The organism is Aminipila sp., from assembly GCF_032051575.1.
GTDB lineage: Bacteria > Bacillota > Clostridia > Peptostreptococcales > Anaerovoracaceae > Aminipila.
In genome coordinates this window covers 177,075-193,462 of record NZ_DAMBYD010000006.1, presented here as the reverse complement: position 1 = coordinate 193,462, position 16,388 = coordinate 177,075, and the positions used below count along the sequence as shown (strand labels likewise).

Genomic DNA, 16,388 nt, shown 5'->3' with positions numbered 1-16,388 from the left:
TTAGAAAATTTTATACAAAAGGAGGAAGAAGAAATGAAATTAAACCTAAACAACAAAAAAGGAATGGAAATGGTACAAGTAGGTATTCTTATAGCCATTGCTATAGGAATAGGGCTTATCTTTAAATCACAGATTACAGATTTTATAAATGGAACCTTTTCTAATCTGATGAATAGTGGTTTTTAAATGTTAAACAAGAAGGGGTCACTAATGGTTGAAGCAGCCATTATATATCCATTAGCTATTGGTGCAATAATGGCTGTAATTTACATAATAATTTGTATGTATACTGGTAATGCAATTAAGGCTAATATTAACATAGAGCTAAGAGATAGAGTGCTTGAGATGACCCAAACAGGTGAAAAAATTACGGATTTGGGTAAATTTATGCCAGAAGATAAATATGGAAAAGGGGCATTTAATAAAAAAATCTATATAACAGAAGAGAAAAATGTAGAAATAAATAGTTTATATGGCACCGCAGCACATGTTTATAGAGGTAATAGCCTGATGTCAGATAAATTTTTAAGGAAGCATCAGAGCACAGTGTATTTAATTGATGAAAAAGAATATATACGAAGGGTTGATATGGTGCTTTAGTGAAGAAAATATTGCCTTATAGTGTCAAAACTAATAAGAAAGGAAACATTTCGGTAATGCTTTCTATGATATTTGTGTGTTTGATGATGATTGTAGTAGTTTTAGTAAATGCTTCTACAAAAGTTTCAAATTACTCTTATTGTGATTGTGTTTTACAGTTGGCAGGAAGATCAATTTTGTCAGAATATCATATAGCATTAAAAGAGAAATATGGAATTATGGCTTTTAAAAGTTATAATCAGGAGACGAATGAAAAATTACAGTTTTATGTAAACAGTAGCTTTAATAGAAAAAAGGCACAAAATATTCTTACGCTCATAAAGCCAAGATTAAATAGTATAAATTGTGATCTGAGTTTGTATTCATTAACAGATGTGGATAATTTTGAAAATGACATTATAGATTATATGAAGCATCCTAGGCTAAAACAACAAGAAAAAGGGGGGCAGGTATATGAGGGTAAAGGCCAACTTATGAACGAAAGAATTATAAATGCTCTGCCCTCAAAAGAGTTAGAAGATGAAGGCTTTAATATAAGCAGTATTTTATCGAATGGTGTTCCATCATGGAAAGAACTTTCATCTCAAAATACAAAGAACCTTATAGTTAATGAATATATTTTAAATAACTTTAATTACCAATTAGGGCTGGAGAGCTCTACTGAAACATTTTTTCGAAATGAACTGGAGTATATATTGTATGGAAAGTTAAGTGACAGTGAAAATCAAGATAATTTCATAAAAGATTTTAAAGCTATGAGGCTTATTTTAAATTCTGCGCATTTGTATGCAGACTTTGAGAAAAGAAATCAAATTTTAGAAATGGCTGAACTTATGACTCCAGGTCCACAAGCACCAATAACTGCTATAGCCTTAGCAGAAACATGGGCATATGCTGAATCGTTAAATGATGTAAAATTACTCTTGGCAGGAGAAAAAGTAGCTCTATATAAAAATAAGCAGAATTGGGCATTAGATCTTGATTCGGCCATAAAGGGGACAAATAAAGGTGGATATGTTAAGCCTGCAAGTAATGAAGGCTATACGTATAAAGATTATCTTCGTATATTTTTTTATTTTGAGGATAGAGAATTAAAATTAATGAGAATGATGGATTTAATACAAATAAATATTCAAGGAGGTTTTGATGAAGGCTTTTACATAAAAGATTGTTATATTGGCTTTAAATTTTATACTAAAATTAATGGACAGGAGTACTGCTATGTTGAAAATTACTAAAAGGGGCAGTATAGGCGTGGAAGCAGCAATTGTTCTGCCTTTGGTTATATTAGGTATTTTAACTATTTCCTATTTAATAAAAATAAACAGTACTAATGAAACGGTCATGAGTATAGCAGCTGATGAAGGAAGAAAGTTAAGTATTGAATCCTATACTTCAGTTGGAAGAATTGCGGCGTTTAAGTTCACAACAAAACTTGATGAGAGGGTAGAGCAAAATTCAAACTGTACAGATGTAAATACAAGCAATTTTAGATACTTGTATTCAAACCTTAACATAGACAAGTTAATATCCTTTGATATTGATTATAAATTGGATTGTAAGTTCCCGATTTCATTTTACGAGCCCATACTGGGAAAAGAAACTATTACAACGCGAGCTTTTTTAGGAAGTAATAAATATAGGAAAACAAAGGGATTTTCTACAATGGAGGAAATGGAAGAGTCAGAGCAGGTTTGGATTTTTCCTAGGGCAGGAGAAAAATATCATAAAAAGGATTGCCCCTATATAAAAGTTGCAGCTACGCAGGCGATATTAAGTAAAAATATAAAGAAAAAATATAAGCCTTGTAGTATTTGTAATTCAAACAATATTAGAACTGGAAGTATAGTATATTGTTTCTTTAACAATGGAAAATCGTATCATAGGCCTAATTGTTCCACTGTAGATAGATATGTTATTGAAATAGAAAAAAGTGAAGCCATAAAACGAGGATATATGCCCTGTTTAAAGTGTGGGGGAATATGATGGAAAATTTTTATGAAAATAATGAAATTAAGGATTTTGAAGTGAAAATATTTGCAACAGGAGATTGCCACAGCTTTATTCCTATGTCATTTGTAAAAATACAAGAAAAAATGTGCGTCACGTATTATACAGAAGGTTATAGACAGTTGAATTTAGAACAGTTAAAAAATCCTTGCGAAATCCTTAATATTGTAGAAAAATTAGTATTAGCTATGAAAGCTGCTCAAAATCATTTTATTATACAATCAAGATATTCCTTGAAGCAAGAGTATATATATGTGGATCAAAACATGTCAAATATAAAAATTCAATTTATACCTATAAGAGAGAAACAAAACACGTCAATTTTTTCTGAAAAAATAATTATCTTTTTAAAAGAATTGTCTTTTGAAGATGTGAGTTGCTGTGATTACATAAATATGGTAATAGAAAAATTAAATAATGTGAATTTATCTATGGAATCATTAATAAATTATTTAGGAGAATTAAAAAGAGAAGCTTATTTATGTGGCTGGGGATAAGACCTTAAAGTTCTGATAATTTGTATCGCAATATTGAATTTACTAAATTAGAAGTCTATTATAGAGTATAGAGGTTAATCAAATGAATAATAGCTTATAAGGGGGTAATAAAAAATGATTTCACAACAACTTATAGCTGTTACCATATTTATTGTGGTAATCGTTGCTATCATGTCAGAAAAAGTGCATCGTGCAGTGGCGGCTGTAACTGGTGCAGTATTACTTGTACTTTTAAAAGTACTGAGCATTGATGATTGTATTTCATACATCGACTTCAATACCATCGGCGTCCTAATAGGCATGATGCTTTTTGTAGCCGTGGTAAAGAATTCAGGTATTTTTGAATATATTGCTATTAAGTCAGCAAAACTTGCAAAAGGAAATCCATGGAAAATAATGGCGTATTTCATGATTCTAACAGCTGTACTATCAGCTTTCCTGGATAATGTAACCACCGTACTTCTGGTTGGGCCAATGACTCTTGCCATTACTAGGATACTTAAGATTAACCCGGTTCCATTTTTAATGACCCAGATTCTATCTTCCAACATTGGTGGTACTGCAACATTAATCGGTGATCCTCCTAATATTATGATTGGTAGCGCTGCAAATCTAAGTTTTATGGACTTTATTGTAAATCTTGGTCCAATTATTGTTATCGTCTTAGCAGCAACAATTTGTTGCTTTTACATAATTTACGGAAAGCATTTTATTTTTGATAAATCTGCAATAAAGGATGTAATGAAGCTGGATGAGCAAAAAGCAATAAAAGATTTATCGTTAATGAGAAAAAGTATTACATTAATAATTTTGGTTGCTGTTGGATTTGTTTTGCATAGCACACTGCAGGTTGAATCTTGCATTATTGCTTTAACTGCAGCTAGTATTATGCTGCTTATTGGAAAACAAGATGTTGATGAGATTATTGCGGGTGTAGAATGGCCTACGATTGTGTTTTTTACGGGGCTATTCGTAGTTGTAGGTGGTATGGTAAAAGTAGGCGTTATTGATACATTAGCCCAGCTTCTTATGAATGCAACAGAAGGACATATGGTTTTGACTATGTTACTAATTCTCTGGGTTTCTGCTATACTTTCGTCAATTTTAGATAACATTCCATTTGTTGCTACCATGATTCCGTTGATTCTTACTATGGAGCAAAGTGGGCTTAATGTTATGCCTTTTTGGTGGGCAATTTCACTAGGAGCTTGTCTGGGCGGTAATGGCACGTTAATCGGCGCTTCTGCAAATGTAGTACTTTCAGGTATTAGTAACAAACATGGATATCCAATTACTTTTGCTCAATACCTTAAAGTAGGATACCCAATGATGATTCTTTCTATGTTGCTTTCTACCATTTATTTAGTAGTGCGTTTCGCATAAAATAGTTTCTCTGTTAATTCCAGAAAGGAAGTGGAAGAATGAACAGTAATGCAATAGAAGGGGACTTAATAGAAGTTAACTTAAGGCAGGCGGGGGCTTCAAAAATAATAGAGGCCAGCAGCGCTATGTACCTAGTAGAATTTGATTTAATCGAGGACTTAACTATTTCTTATATTTATAATATTACTCACAAAGAAAAGTATTATTTACAACGTATTAAACCATATCCTATTTCTCAAGGAAAGTTTGCTGATGAGCAAGAAATTGTAGCATACATAACAAAAGATGTAAATAAATTTCGCAATGCAACATTAAGTAGTAATTTCCAAGCCTTTCTTCATGTAACTAAAACAGTAAGTACTCTTACCGATCGAATGGAAGAACTCTTTCTAAATCATAATGTAGATGGAACAGATTTAATGATACTTAATGACAAAATTGATACATTAATTAGTACAATTGATGAGATTCATAAAGAAGTAAAAAAACTATAATTTCAGTTAAAAACAGATTTTTTAATATAAATGCCCAATAAAAAAAGCCGAGTTATCTCGGCTTATTTTAATGTAAGATCGTTTTAATATTATCTATCTCTACGTCTTTCCTGCTTTTTCTTGTCCCTGCATTCCTTACATCTCTTTGGTTCATTGTCAAAACCCTTTTCCTTGTAAAATTCCTGTTCTCCAACAGTGAATATAAATTCATTTCCACAATCCTGACAAATAAGTGTTCTGTCTTCCATAATCTTAATTCCTCCATATTTAAAAAAATTACTTAAATATTTAAAATATCGAAATGGGAGACGATTCAGATTTAGAAGTCTTTCTTTTCAGATGCTAGGGACATTAGTTTCCGGGTAGAGAAGTTTCCACGTTCAGATCGAGCCAAAGTTATTTTAAATATTCTTTAACTTTATTATATAGGGGAATCATAAAAATGTCTACAATTATTTCGATATTAATTAAAAATTACAACAAATTAATTAATATGAAAAAGGTAGACGACTTAAAATATCAGCTTGTACAGTAAAATAAATGTTCATTAATGTTAATTTAATATGCAAACAAGTTGATATTTTGAAAATTAAGGCATATTATATTAGTTAAATTAACATAATAATAATTTAAGGAATAAACATATTCTTCGATGTAAATAATATTACGAATTAAGGAACAGAAAGGTAGGAGCTATGAAGATTTTTTTTGCTGATTGGAATTATAAAAAACATGCAAAATTTGTAACAGCAATTTATGGGGTACTTTATGCAATTGACATGACATTGACATATTTTCTTATTAAAAAAATAAATAATAGCCACTGCAAGCCGAAAAAGCGCTGCAAATCTAGGTCTTAAGAACAATCAAAAATTATAAATGCTCAATTCTATTTATTAAAGGAGTTGGGTATTTTTTTTATTTAAAAACATACAATTAACTAGCATGATATTCCTAGTAGGGGAGTAGGGAGGATAAATGAAATATGGGACCAATTAGAAGAAAAAGACGAAGAAGTAATTATCGTCAAAAAACAAAGGTGAATTTTACTGCAATTATTGTTATAATGAGTATTGCAGTATTACTTGGATATGGAGCTGCAAAATTTATAATCTATCCATTATTTAATTCAGGAGGTACTTCAGATAGCACGAATGGCGAAGGTTTTAAAATTGAAAAGTTTTTAAGCTTTTTTTCAGATGAGGACAATCCAAATAAGAATAATGAAAATAATGAACAAAATACAACTGATCAAGGGATTAAACAAAATGTTCCAGATTCTGATTCGAATATTGTAGAGGATCAGTTAAATATTACACCAACAGGTCAGACTCCGGCAGCAACTACTCAAAATGGGTATTGCATACAATTTGGCAGCTTTTCTACTAAAATAAGTGCGGAAAGTCTTATTTCTGAATTAAAATCAAGTGGGATTACTGCTCAAATTGTCGAAAAAGATGGAGCATATAAGGTCATAAGTCAGTTGTTTGAACAAAAAGAGCAGGCAGTAGCAACTATGAATTCTTTAGTAGGAACTAAGTATTCAGATGCCTTTATTACACAAAGATAAGATTGATAAAGAAAGGTAAAATTTATATGATTCCTCTTTCAACAAGAATGCGACCAGATAACATTGATCATTTTATAGGCCAGAGTCATTTTATGTATAAGGGCTCTTTATTTTATAATTCAATAAAGAATAAAACTTTTGACTCTGCGATTTTTTATGGACCTTCAGGAACAGGTAAAACTACGCTGGCTAGAATTATTGCCAAGGAAATGGATGGGGAATTTTATGAGTTAAATGCTTCTACTACAGGAGTTAAAGAATTAAAAGACATTATAGAAAAGGCACAATTGAAATTTTTTGGAATACAAAAGCAGACAACTTATGTGTATGTAGATGAAGTACATAGATGGAATAAATTACAACAGGACTCGTTACTTAAGGCTATTGAAGAAGGTGTCATACACTTTATTGGGAGCACGACAGAAAATCCATATTTTTCTATAAATAATGCTATCATAAGCAGGGTAAGAAATATATATGAGTTTAAACAACACACAACTAAGGATTTAATAAACATTTTAATTTATACCCTCGAAGACATGGAACGTGGTTTTGGAAATCTTCATATAAAATATGAGGAAGAATCACTTCGGGTTTTAGCAGAGCTAAGTTCTGGGGATGCCAGAGTTGCATTGGATACGCTTGGGTTCATTGTAGATAACCTAAATAATAATATGGAACTTACTACCGAGCTTGTAGGTGAGGCCATGCAGAGAAAGACTACATTTTATGACAGAAGTGAAGACAGATACAATCTTCTGTCTGCATTGCAAAAATCTATAAGAGGTAGTGACCCAGATGCTGCAGTTCATTATCTAGCTAGACTTCTTAATGGTGGTGCAGATATTCAAATGGTAGGAAGAAGGCTGCTTGTTATGGCTAGTGAAGATATAGGTATGGCATATCCTACAGCCATAACGATTGTAAATTCATGTGTTCAGGCGGCATTAATGGTAGGATTACCTGAAGCACAGATTAATTTAGCCCAAGCAGTAGTAACATTAGCTGCTTCCCCTAAATCGAATGCCGCTTATATGGCATTAGAGAAGGCTATGAATGATATTAAAACAAAACAAATTGATGATATTCCGTTACATTTAAAGGATGCACATTATTCTGGAGCATCCAAAAGAGGCATAGGTTTAGAATACAAATATCCACATGCATATGGTGGATATGTGAAACAGCAGTATTTACCAGACAACCTTTACAATGAAGGGGTAAGGTATTATGAACCGACGGAAAATGGTAATGAAGCGGCATTTAAAAAGTTTTTAGAGGGAGTAAGAAAAATAAATGGCAGAGATTAAATTAGCAGAGAACTCAGGGTTTTGTTTTGGCGTAAAAAGGGCTATTGAAATCACTCAAGAAACAGCTGAAAAGTATAGGGGGGACAAGCAGGTATTTACTTGTGGCCCTTTAATTCATAACAAAATTGTTACAGATGATTTACTAGATAAAGGGGTAAAAATTATACAAAAACCAGAAGAGGCTTCCGAAGAAGATGTAGTTATTATAAGATCACATGGTGAGGGTAAAGATTTCTATGAAAAATCAGGTAAGATGGGGTTTAAATTAATTGATGCTACCTGTCCGTTTGTAAAAAAAATTCATAATTTAGTGAAACATGCATACAATGACCAAAAAAAGATCATAATAATAGGTGATTATACACATCCTGAAGTTAAAGGGATAAATGGATGGTGTGAAAATAGCGCTTTTATAATAAATTCTGTGCAGGAAGCAGAAAAGGTAGATAATGGAGAATATTTAGTTGTTGCTCAGACTACTATCCAAAAAAATCATTTCGAAGAAATTATTTCTAAGCTTAAAGAAAAACAATGTGGTTTATATATAAATAATACCATCTGTAATGCTACAAATACAAGACAGGAAAGCTGTAAAAAACTGGCACAGGAAGTTGATGCTATGATAATAATTGGAGACAAACAAAGCTCAAATTCCCAAAAATTGTATGACTTATCAAAAAAATATTGCGAAAAAGCATATTTTATTGAAAATATAGAAGATTTACCATTGAAAGATATTGAATTATGTAATAAAATAGGAGTTGCGGCGGGTGCATCGACACCTGAACGCTTAATTAAGGAGGTTATTGCTAACATGAGTGAATTTATCACTGAAGACAATGAACAAAATTTAATGCACGACTTAATGGATGAAATTGAGAAGTCATTAAGACTGCCTAGAGGCGGAGAAATCGTAGATGGTACTGTTATTCAGGTAACTGACAGAGAAGTTGTTGTTAATCTTGGCTGCAAGAAGGACGGTATTATACCAAAGGACGAATTAACACTGGAAGGAGAACAGAAGCTAACTGATTTATTTAAAGAAGGCGATGAAATCCAGGCTAAAGTACTAAAGACTGACGACGGCGACGGAAACATTCTACTATCTAAGAAAAAGTTAGAAGTAAACGAGCATTGGGATGAAATTAATAGTGCTCTTGAAGATAAATCATTTGTTAATGCTAAAGTTATTAAAGAAGTTAAGGGCGGAGTTATCGCTGCTTACAAGGAAGTATACGGATTTATTCCTCTTTCACAGTTATCAGACAAGTTCGTTGATAAAGCAGAAGAATTCATCGGTAAGACTCTTCCAGTAAGAGTTACTCGCGTTGATCAGAAGAAAGGTAAGGCTGTGTTCTCACATAAGGCTTACTTATCAGAAGAAAGACAGAAGAAGATTGATGAAGTTTGGGGCAGCCTAAGCGAAGGTGATGTTGTTGAAGGTACTGTTATGAGATTCACTGACTATGGTGCATTCGTAGATATCGGTGGCATTGATGGATTACTTCACATTTCAGAGATTTCATGGGGCAAGTTAAAGCATCCACAGGAAGTTCTTTCTATTGGTCAGAAGGTAGAAGTTAAGGTTTTATCAATGAACAATGAAAAGGGTAAGATTTCTCTTGGATTAAAGCAGACTAAGCCTGAACCATGGTCAATCATTGATGATAAATATCAGATTGGACAGGTTATCACAGGTAAAATTGTTCAGATTAAGGAATATGGCGCATTCGTAGAATTAGAACCAGGTCTTGATGGTCTTGTACATATTTCTGAAATTGCACATAAGCGTGTTACAAACATCGCTGATGAAATTTCAGTTGGACAAGAAGTATCAGCAAAGATTCTTGAAATCGACAAAGACAGAAAAAGAATTAGCTTAAGCATTAAGGAAACTTTAGAAGCTCCTGAAACTGATGAAGTTGAAGAGTTAACTGAAGAAGATGCTGAATAGTTTTTATTCTTAAAAAGTTAAATTTAGTGGGGTGCATGTCGCCCTGCTATTTTTGTATAACAAGAAATCTCTTTATAGTTTCTTTTTAAGGGAAAATAGCAAGTATAGTGGGGGTTATGCATGTGAAGAATTTGATTTTAATAGGCATGCCAGCTTGTGGCAAAAGTACGGTAGGAGTTGTATTGGCAAAAACAATGGGAATGAAGTTCCTTGATACAGATTTATTGATTCAGGAAAGAGAAGGGGCATTATTGCAGGACTTAATCAACCAAAAAGGCAATGATTATTTTAAAAAGGTTGAAGAATACGTTCTGCGTAGCTTGGCTACTGAAAATACAGTGATATCAACCGGTGGAAGTGCTGTATATTACAAAGAAGCCATGAAACATTTTAAGAAAAATGGATTAATAGTATATATTAAGGTTTCTTTTGAAAGTATTGAGAAGAGGCTTGATAATATAACCACTAGAGGTATTACTATGGCTCCAGGGCAGACTTTGAGAGATTTATATGATAATAGAATTCCATTATATGAAGGAAATGCAGATATTATAGTTGATACTGAAGGACTGACTGTTGAGCAGACCATTGAGAAAATCATGAAATTAGTGGAGCACCATTAATCCTTGACAAAATATATTCCATATGTTACCATAAATTTATAAATGCATACGATGAAGTAGCATTTTAGGAAAAATAAGATTAAGCATGACGTAGTGCCTTGGATATTTTATATATTCAAGGCATTTTTGTTTTTGCAATCCGTGTTTCAAAGATAAAGGTAATTAAAAGGAGAGTTGCTATGAAAATGATAAGTAAAGTAGGCGTGAACAAGCAAAAAGTTGCTTCAAGGTTAACATTCATGATTGTGTTATTATTAGTTATTATATTTGCTATTTTTATAACCTTTTCATCTGCAAATACATATTCTCAAATGAAAAATTCTGTAATATCCGAATTTTCCAGTACAGCAAAAACAAATTCTATTATTTCGGATGGAGTTTTGAAAGAATCAGAGAAAACCGTAGAGCTACTTTCATCATATATCGCTAAAACAATGCAAATAGACACCGCGTCTAGTGATATTAGTGCAAATAATCTTAATTTAAGTGCTGTATATAAGGTTGGTATGTCGCAAAAAACAAAAAGTATAGAACAATATGCGATAGAAAATATTCAAAATAATGTTTCTACCAGTGAAGACATCATTGGGATGGGTGTTTATTTTGAGCCATATGCTTTTGATAAGAATATACGAGATTATACACTTTATATTGCTGACGGTGATATAGAATCAAATGCAATACAGACTTTTGGAAAATATGAAGATTATTGTAATGAAGAATACTATAAAGCACCAATGGAATCTAAACAAGTGCATGTAAGTGAGACTTATGAATACCAGGGGATTAACATGATAACTGTTTCTTATCCCATTCTTATAAATGGAAATGCAGTTGGAGTTGTTACTGCAGATATAGATATCAATTTATTTTCTGCCTTTAAATCAAATGCAAACAGTAAGTATTCTACCATGTTCTTTAATATTTACAGTGACAAATACAATGTTGTTTATGATCCTACAGACGTTAAGAATGTGGGACATAATTTGTCAAAGGACTATACAAATGATAAAGACTTATCAGCTATGACTGAGAAATTAAGTGAAAAAAAAGCATTTAATATCAGCGTTTCTAATAAGGACCATAAAAAAGTAATTTGCTTTTTCTATCCTATCAAAATTGGTGAGCAGACATGGTGGTCAATGGTAGGTATACATCAAAGTGAAATCATTAAACCAATTGCTAAATTTGTTTGTTTACAGATAGTATTTATGATTATTGCACTGGGAATTGTTAGTTATATGATTTTTGTTTTAGTAAATAAATCCTTAAAATATTTAAATAATTTAGTCATTGCTGCCCAGAGTATTACGAATGGTGATTTTGAATTAAATCTCAAATCAGATAGAAATGATGAAATAGGTGAACTTACAAATGCCTTTAACGAAATGTCGAATAATATAAGAACGATTATTTCAGATGTGGCTACTACTTTAGAACTTATTTCCAACGGAGATTTTACGGCAAAAAGTCAATGCTCCGATAAATATGTAGGGGAATATGCTAAATTATATAAAATGTATGATGATATCGAGGATAATTTAACCTCTGCAATGATTGAAATTAGTAAAGCATCAGAACAGGTAAATGTAAGCAGTGAACAAGTTTCAGATGGTGCACAGGCTCTTTCTCAAGGAGCAACAGAACAGGCATCTTCCATTGAAGAATTATCTGCGACAATTACAGAGATTGCAAATGAGATTAAGGGGACTGCTGAATATGCAAAAGATTCAAATGAAATAGCCAGTCAGGCAGGGAATGCATTGAAAGCAGGAACTGTACAAATGTCAGAAATGACAAATGCTATGTCAGATATTTCAGATTCTGCAAATGAAATCAGTAAGATAATTAAGACCATTGATGATATAGCTTTCCAGACAAATATTCTGGCACTAAATGCTGCGGTTGAAGCTGCGCGTGCAGGTGTTGCTGGAAAGGGATTTGCTGTGGTTGCTGATGAAGTAAGAAATCTTGCTCAAAAAAGTGCTGAAGCAGCCCAAAATACCACAGAACTTATTGAAAACACTATTTCTGCAATTCAAAATGGTTCTAAGATAGCAGTAGAAACAGTAAATACAATTGATGACGTGGCTTCTTCAACAGGTAAACTGGTTGAATCTGCGGGCAAAATCGCACATGCATCAGACAATCAGGCAAACCGAATAGAGCAAATAACTATAGGTGTTGACCAAATTGCAGCAATTGTGCAGACAAACTCTGCAACAGCCGAAGAAAGTGCTGCAGCAAGTGAAGAACTTGCTGGTCAAGCAAGTATATTGGAGAATTTAGTGAATAAATTTAAAATCGCACAGTAGCGTGCATAGTATTAAAAATATGAATTAAAAAAAGCTTTTAAGCTTGTTAAAGGGCAATCGTGGATGATGCCTCAGCAAGTTTAAAAGCTTTTTTATTATTGCTTAGATAGATGCTTCAATTAATTCTTCTGCATTTTTTAGAGTTGATTCTGTGATATTAAGTCCACCAAGTAGTCTGGCAATTTCTTGGACTTTCTCCTCCTTTGAAAGAGGCACCACAGTTGTATATGTAGCTTTTTCATCAGAATGTTTTACTATTTTAAAGTTGTGACTTCCACAAGCTGTGATTTGAGGAAGATGTGTAATACATATCACTTGATGATTTTGTGCAATCTCTTTTAGTTTTTTTCCTACAACGCTGGCAGCAATTCCACTAATACCCGCGTCTATTTCGTCGAAAATCATTGTAGAAATGTCATCGTAATCACTAATAATCTTCTTAAAAGCTAACATGATTCTGGACATTTCTCCTCCAGAAGCTATTTTTGCTAAAGGTTTAAGGGGTTCACCACGATTTGTACTTAAAAGAAACTCTACAACATCCGTTCCGCTTACAGTATAACCAGAAGGATTATTAGAAAAGCTAATTTCAAATTCAGAACTATTAAAACTTAATTCTAAAAGTTGTTCTTTAATTTTACTCTGAAGTTCTATAGCCGATGCTTTTCTAAGTGTTGAAAGCCTTTCTGAGGTTAATTTCAACTGCTCTTCACACACTGAAAGCGCATGAGTAAGATTTCCTTTCGCCTCATCAATATTTTCTATGAGGGATAAATCATTTTCTAACTGCTCCCCATAAGCTAGTACCTTCTCAATAGATCCACCAAATTTTATTTTTAACTTATCAATAGTATCCATCCTGGAAATAGCCATATCTAATTCATCTGGTGCAAACGTAATATCATCCCTGATATTGCGGATTTCCCTGCTGATATCTTCTAGCTTGTAATAAGCATCATCGAAATCAGAAAGCAAGTCAGAAACAGGTCTAGAATACTGAGCAATTTCTTGCAGTTGATTTTGTATTTTGGTTAGCGCCTCTAAGACGGAAGGCGAGTCACCATAAATCGTTTCATATGCATTTGATAAGTTTCCATATATCTTTTCACTGTTTTGAAGTGACAAAATCTCTTCTTCGAGAATCACATCCTCTCCAATGGAAAGTTTGGCACTGTTAATTTCGTTCAGTTCAAATGCCATAAAATCACGTTTACGTTGATTGTCAGCAGCATTGGATATGATTGAATTTAATTCACTGGAAAGCTTTCGGTATTCAAGATAAAACTTTTCAGTTAAAGCTTTAATCGGTAATATCTCAGAACTGTTATATAAATCAAGAAGGGTTATATGTAACTCAGGATTAAGTAATGACTGATGGTCATATTGTCCATGAATATCTGCGAGTTTTTTACATAGCGTATTCAAAAAGGATACAGAAACGATTTGATTATTAACTCGGCAAACACTTTTTCCTGAAACCGTAATTTCACGTTTTATTATAATTTGATTATCATCAATAGGAATATCGTTTTCTGTTAAAAGATCAGCGGCCTGAGATGAACAATCTTCTATGATGAGTTCAATGACAGCTTTATCTTTCCCAGAACGAACAAAAGCAGTATCTGCCCTGCTTCCTAAAGCAAGGCTTACTGCTTCTATTATAATAGATTTACCAGAACCTGTTTCACCGGTAATAATATTTAATCCAGAATGAAAATCTACATTCATTTCGTTAATAATAGCGAAATCTTTTACATGTAAATGAGAAATCATATTTATTAACCTCCCAAAGGGTATTATTGTAATAAATCGTTAAACTTTCCTACAAGAATAGGCACATTTTCTAATTCATCCACTATAATCATAAGGGTATTGTCTCCGGCAATAGAGCCTACAACATGAGGGAAGTTTAATGAATCAATAGCCTCTCCTGCAGCATTTGCACAACCAGATAATGTTTTTACTACAATAAGGTTGTAAGATGGGACCACACTTCTAATGGTTTCTTTAAAGATTTTTATAAATCTGTCAGAAATGGGTGTTTCTATGGAGTTACCTAAAGCATACTTATATTTTCCAGTATTGGATAAAACCTTAATTAACTGAAGTTCTTTAATATCTCTTGAAATGGTGGCCTGAGTAACATCATAACCACTTTCTTTTAATAAGGAAGCAAGCTTTTCTTGTGTTTCTACTTCATAACTATTGATAATTTCAAGAATTTTGTTTTGCCTTGAATAACGCATATCTTTACCTCCGCGTATCTTTTAAAATAAAAATACATTACATGTATATAATAACATAATTATTCAGGGATATTCAACAACAATTATTATTTATGCAATAACTTCAAAATTATAAGAACTTTTATACAATAAAGTATATGTATATGCACAAGTAGACAAACATGTGTTTGTGTGATAAAATGGAAGAAATAATAAGATTTAGATTAGAAGAAATTTGTGGTATAATATTATAATTATGGAGAATTTATGAGAATATTAGGTATAGACCCAGGTTATGCAATTCTGGGGTATGGTATAGTTGAAATGAAGGGAAATCATTTTGAAGTCTGTGGATACGGAGCTGTGACAACCGAAGCTTCTATGGAAATGCCAGACAGATTGAAATGTTTATATAGTTCACTAACAGAAATCATTGCACAATATGAACCTGAAGTAGCTTCCATTGAAGAGCTGTTTTTTAATACAAATACTAAAACAGCAATTATGGTAGGACAGGCTAGAGGAGTGGCTATACTTGCCTGCGTTAATTCAGGTATGGAAATAGCAGAGTATACACCATTACAGATAAAGCAGGCTCTTGTAGGATATGGAAGAGCAGAAAAAAAGCAAGTACAAAATATGGTTAAGACTATTCTTAATCTTAAAGAAGTACCAAAGCCTGACGATACAGCAGATGCTCTGGCAGCAGCGGTATGCCATGGACATTCAGCTAATTCAAATAAAAGATTGTCAAAAGCTATGAAATTACGATAATACAATTGTATAGATTATAAGGAGGGCAATATGCTTCATTTTATAAAGGGAATATTAGCTATGCATTTTGCTGGCGGTGTTGTTATAGAAACAGGTGGTCTGGGATATGAAGTTTATGTTCCGGACAATTCTTCTGTATATTTGGCTAAAGAAGGCCAGCAGGTAATGGTTTTTACAGCCATGATTGTTAGAGAAGATGATATAAGTATTTATGGATTCCCAGATAAGGAAAGTCTACAGTTATTTAGAAAGCTTATGACTGTAAATGGTGTAGGAGCTAAGGCAGCATTATCTATTTTATCCACATTACCAGTTATGGAACTTCAAAAGGCTATTGTATTTGAGGATGCAGCAGCACTAACAAAAGCGAATGGCATAGGTAAAAAAACTGCTCAACGGATTGTTCTTGAATTAAAAGACAAGCTGGATGCTACGGATGCAATAACTGGCGGTGTTTCAGCTTCAGATATTACAAATGCAAATGCGAATGAAAAGGGAGAGGCCGTTAATGCATTGATGGCACTTGGATATAGTAAGGGAGAAGCAGTCGAAGCACTAGCAGCAATAGAGGAAAATGACTTGACTGTTGAAGATTATCTAAAGAGAGCATTAAAAAGATTATGCTAATATAAA

General features: G+C 32.8%; 17 protein-coding genes. 14 read left to right on the top strand and 3 right to left on the bottom strand.

What is annotated here, in order from left to right; translation table 11 throughout:
- Positions 1 to 33 precede the first annotated feature (33 nt).
- The 7 genes from RTW14_RS10000 to RTW14_RS09970 all read left to right on the top strand — a co-directional run bounded on the left by RTW14_RS10000 (position 34) and on the right by RTW14_RS09970 (position 4,984).
- On the top strand, positions 34 to 186 hold the full coding sequence (locus RTW14_RS10000; RefSeq protein ID WP_312650360.1) for a Flp1 family type IVb pilin: 153 nt from the start codon (positions 34 to 36) through the stop codon (positions 184 to 186).
- Positions 187 to 600 (top strand): hypothetical protein, encoded by a 414-nt coding sequence (locus tag RTW14_RS09995; protein WP_312650355.1) that lies wholly within the window; start codon positions 187 to 189, stop codon positions 598 to 600.
- On the top strand, positions 600 to 1,838 hold the full coding sequence (locus RTW14_RS09990; protein WP_312650352.1) for a DUF5702 domain-containing protein: 1,239 nt from the start codon (positions 600 to 602) through the stop codon (positions 1,836 to 1,838). The genes RTW14_RS09995 and RTW14_RS09990 overlap by 1 nt, the downstream gene beginning before the upstream one ends.
- Entirely contained in the window at positions 1,822 to 2,586 is a 765-nt protein-coding gene (locus RTW14_RS09985) for a TadE/TadG family type IV pilus assembly protein (RefSeq protein ID WP_312650349.1), read from the top strand. The genes RTW14_RS09990 and RTW14_RS09985 overlap by 17 nt, the downstream gene beginning before the upstream one ends.
- Complete coding sequence (locus RTW14_RS09980) at positions 2,586 to 3,107, top strand: DUF6382 domain-containing protein (protein ID WP_312650346.1); 522 nt, start codon at positions 2,586 to 2,588, stop codon at positions 3,105 to 3,107. Before RTW14_RS09985 ends, RTW14_RS09980 begins: the two co-directional genes overlap by 1 nt.
- Before the next feature lie 114 nt (positions 3,108 to 3,221).
- Entirely contained in the window at positions 3,222 to 4,490 is a 1,269-nt protein-coding gene (locus RTW14_RS09975) for an ArsB/NhaD family transporter (RefSeq protein WP_312650343.1), read from the top strand.
- 38 nt (positions 4,491 to 4,528) lie between these two features.
- A complete protein-coding gene (locus tag RTW14_RS09970; RefSeq protein WP_312650339.1) occupies positions 4,529 to 4,984 on the top strand; it encodes a hypothetical protein in 456 nt (151 codons plus the stop codon).
- An 89-nt stretch (positions 4,985 to 5,073) separates the two neighbouring features.
- Here the strand turns inward: RTW14_RS09970 and RTW14_RS09965 are convergent, their stop codons facing one another.
- Positions 5,074 to 5,232: a zinc-ribbon domain-containing protein gene (locus RTW14_RS09965; RefSeq protein WP_312650333.1), complete on the bottom strand. Its 159-nt coding sequence runs from the start codon at positions 5,230 to 5,232 to the stop codon at positions 5,074 to 5,076.
- Between the two features lie 737 nt (positions 5,233 to 5,969).
- Between RTW14_RS09965 and RTW14_RS09960 the strand changes: the two genes are divergently transcribed.
- From RTW14_RS09960 to RTW14_RS09940, 5 genes are all read left to right on the top strand, one after another.
- Positions 5,970 to 6,554: an SPOR domain-containing protein gene (locus RTW14_RS09960; RefSeq protein ID WP_312650330.1), complete on the top strand. Its 585-nt coding sequence runs from the start codon at positions 5,970 to 5,972 to the stop codon at positions 6,552 to 6,554.
- Positions 6,555 to 6,580: 26 nt separating this feature from the next.
- On the top strand, positions 6,581 to 7,864 hold the full coding sequence (locus RTW14_RS09955) for a replication-associated recombination protein A (RefSeq protein WP_312650327.1): 1,284 nt from the start codon (positions 6,581 to 6,583) through the stop codon (positions 7,862 to 7,864).
- Positions 7,851 to 9,818 carry a bifunctional 4-hydroxy-3-methylbut-2-enyl diphosphate reductase/30S ribosomal protein S1 gene (locus RTW14_RS09950; protein WP_312650325.1) on the top strand — a complete coding sequence of 656 codons (1,968 nt, stop codon included), beginning with the start codon at positions 7,851 to 7,853 and terminating at the stop codon, positions 9,816 to 9,818. Before RTW14_RS09955 ends, RTW14_RS09950 begins: the two co-directional genes overlap by 14 nt.
- A gap of 122 nt (positions 9,819 to 9,940) precedes the next feature.
- Entirely contained in the window at positions 9,941 to 10,441 is a 501-nt protein-coding gene (locus RTW14_RS09945) for a shikimate kinase (RefSeq protein WP_331654431.1), read from the top strand.
- Between the two features lie 179 nt (positions 10,442 to 10,620).
- Complete coding sequence (locus RTW14_RS09940) at positions 10,621 to 12,756, top strand: methyl-accepting chemotaxis protein (RefSeq protein ID WP_312650319.1); 2,136 nt, start codon at positions 10,621 to 10,623, stop codon at positions 12,754 to 12,756.
- 102 nt (positions 12,757 to 12,858) lie between these two features.
- Here the strand turns inward: RTW14_RS09940 and recN are convergent, their stop codons facing one another.
- Both recN and RTW14_RS09930 read right to left on the bottom strand, forming a co-directional pair.
- The gene (gene recN, locus RTW14_RS09935) at positions 12,859 to 14,529 is read right to left on the bottom strand and encodes a DNA repair protein RecN (protein ID WP_312650314.1); all 1,671 of its coding nucleotides are present in this window, start codon (positions 14,527 to 14,529) and stop codon (positions 12,859 to 12,861) included.
- Positions 14,530 to 14,552: 23 nt separating this feature from the next.
- A complete protein-coding gene (locus tag RTW14_RS09930; RefSeq protein ID WP_312650311.1) occupies positions 14,553 to 15,002 on the bottom strand; it encodes an arginine repressor in 450 nt (149 codons plus the stop codon).
- A gap of 246 nt (positions 15,003 to 15,248) precedes the next feature.
- Here RTW14_RS09930 and ruvC point away from each other — a divergent pair, with 246 nt between their 5' ends.
- Positions 15,249 to 15,755 carry a crossover junction endodeoxyribonuclease RuvC gene (gene ruvC, locus RTW14_RS09925; protein WP_312650308.1) on the top strand — a complete coding sequence of 169 codons (507 nt, stop codon included), beginning with the start codon at positions 15,249 to 15,251 and terminating at the stop codon, positions 15,753 to 15,755.
- 30 nt (positions 15,756 to 15,785) lie between these two features.
- Entirely contained in the window at positions 15,786 to 16,382 is a 597-nt protein-coding gene (gene ruvA / locus RTW14_RS09920) for a Holliday junction branch migration protein RuvA (RefSeq protein WP_312650305.1), read from the top strand.
- Positions 16,383 to 16,388 lie beyond the last annotated feature (6 nt).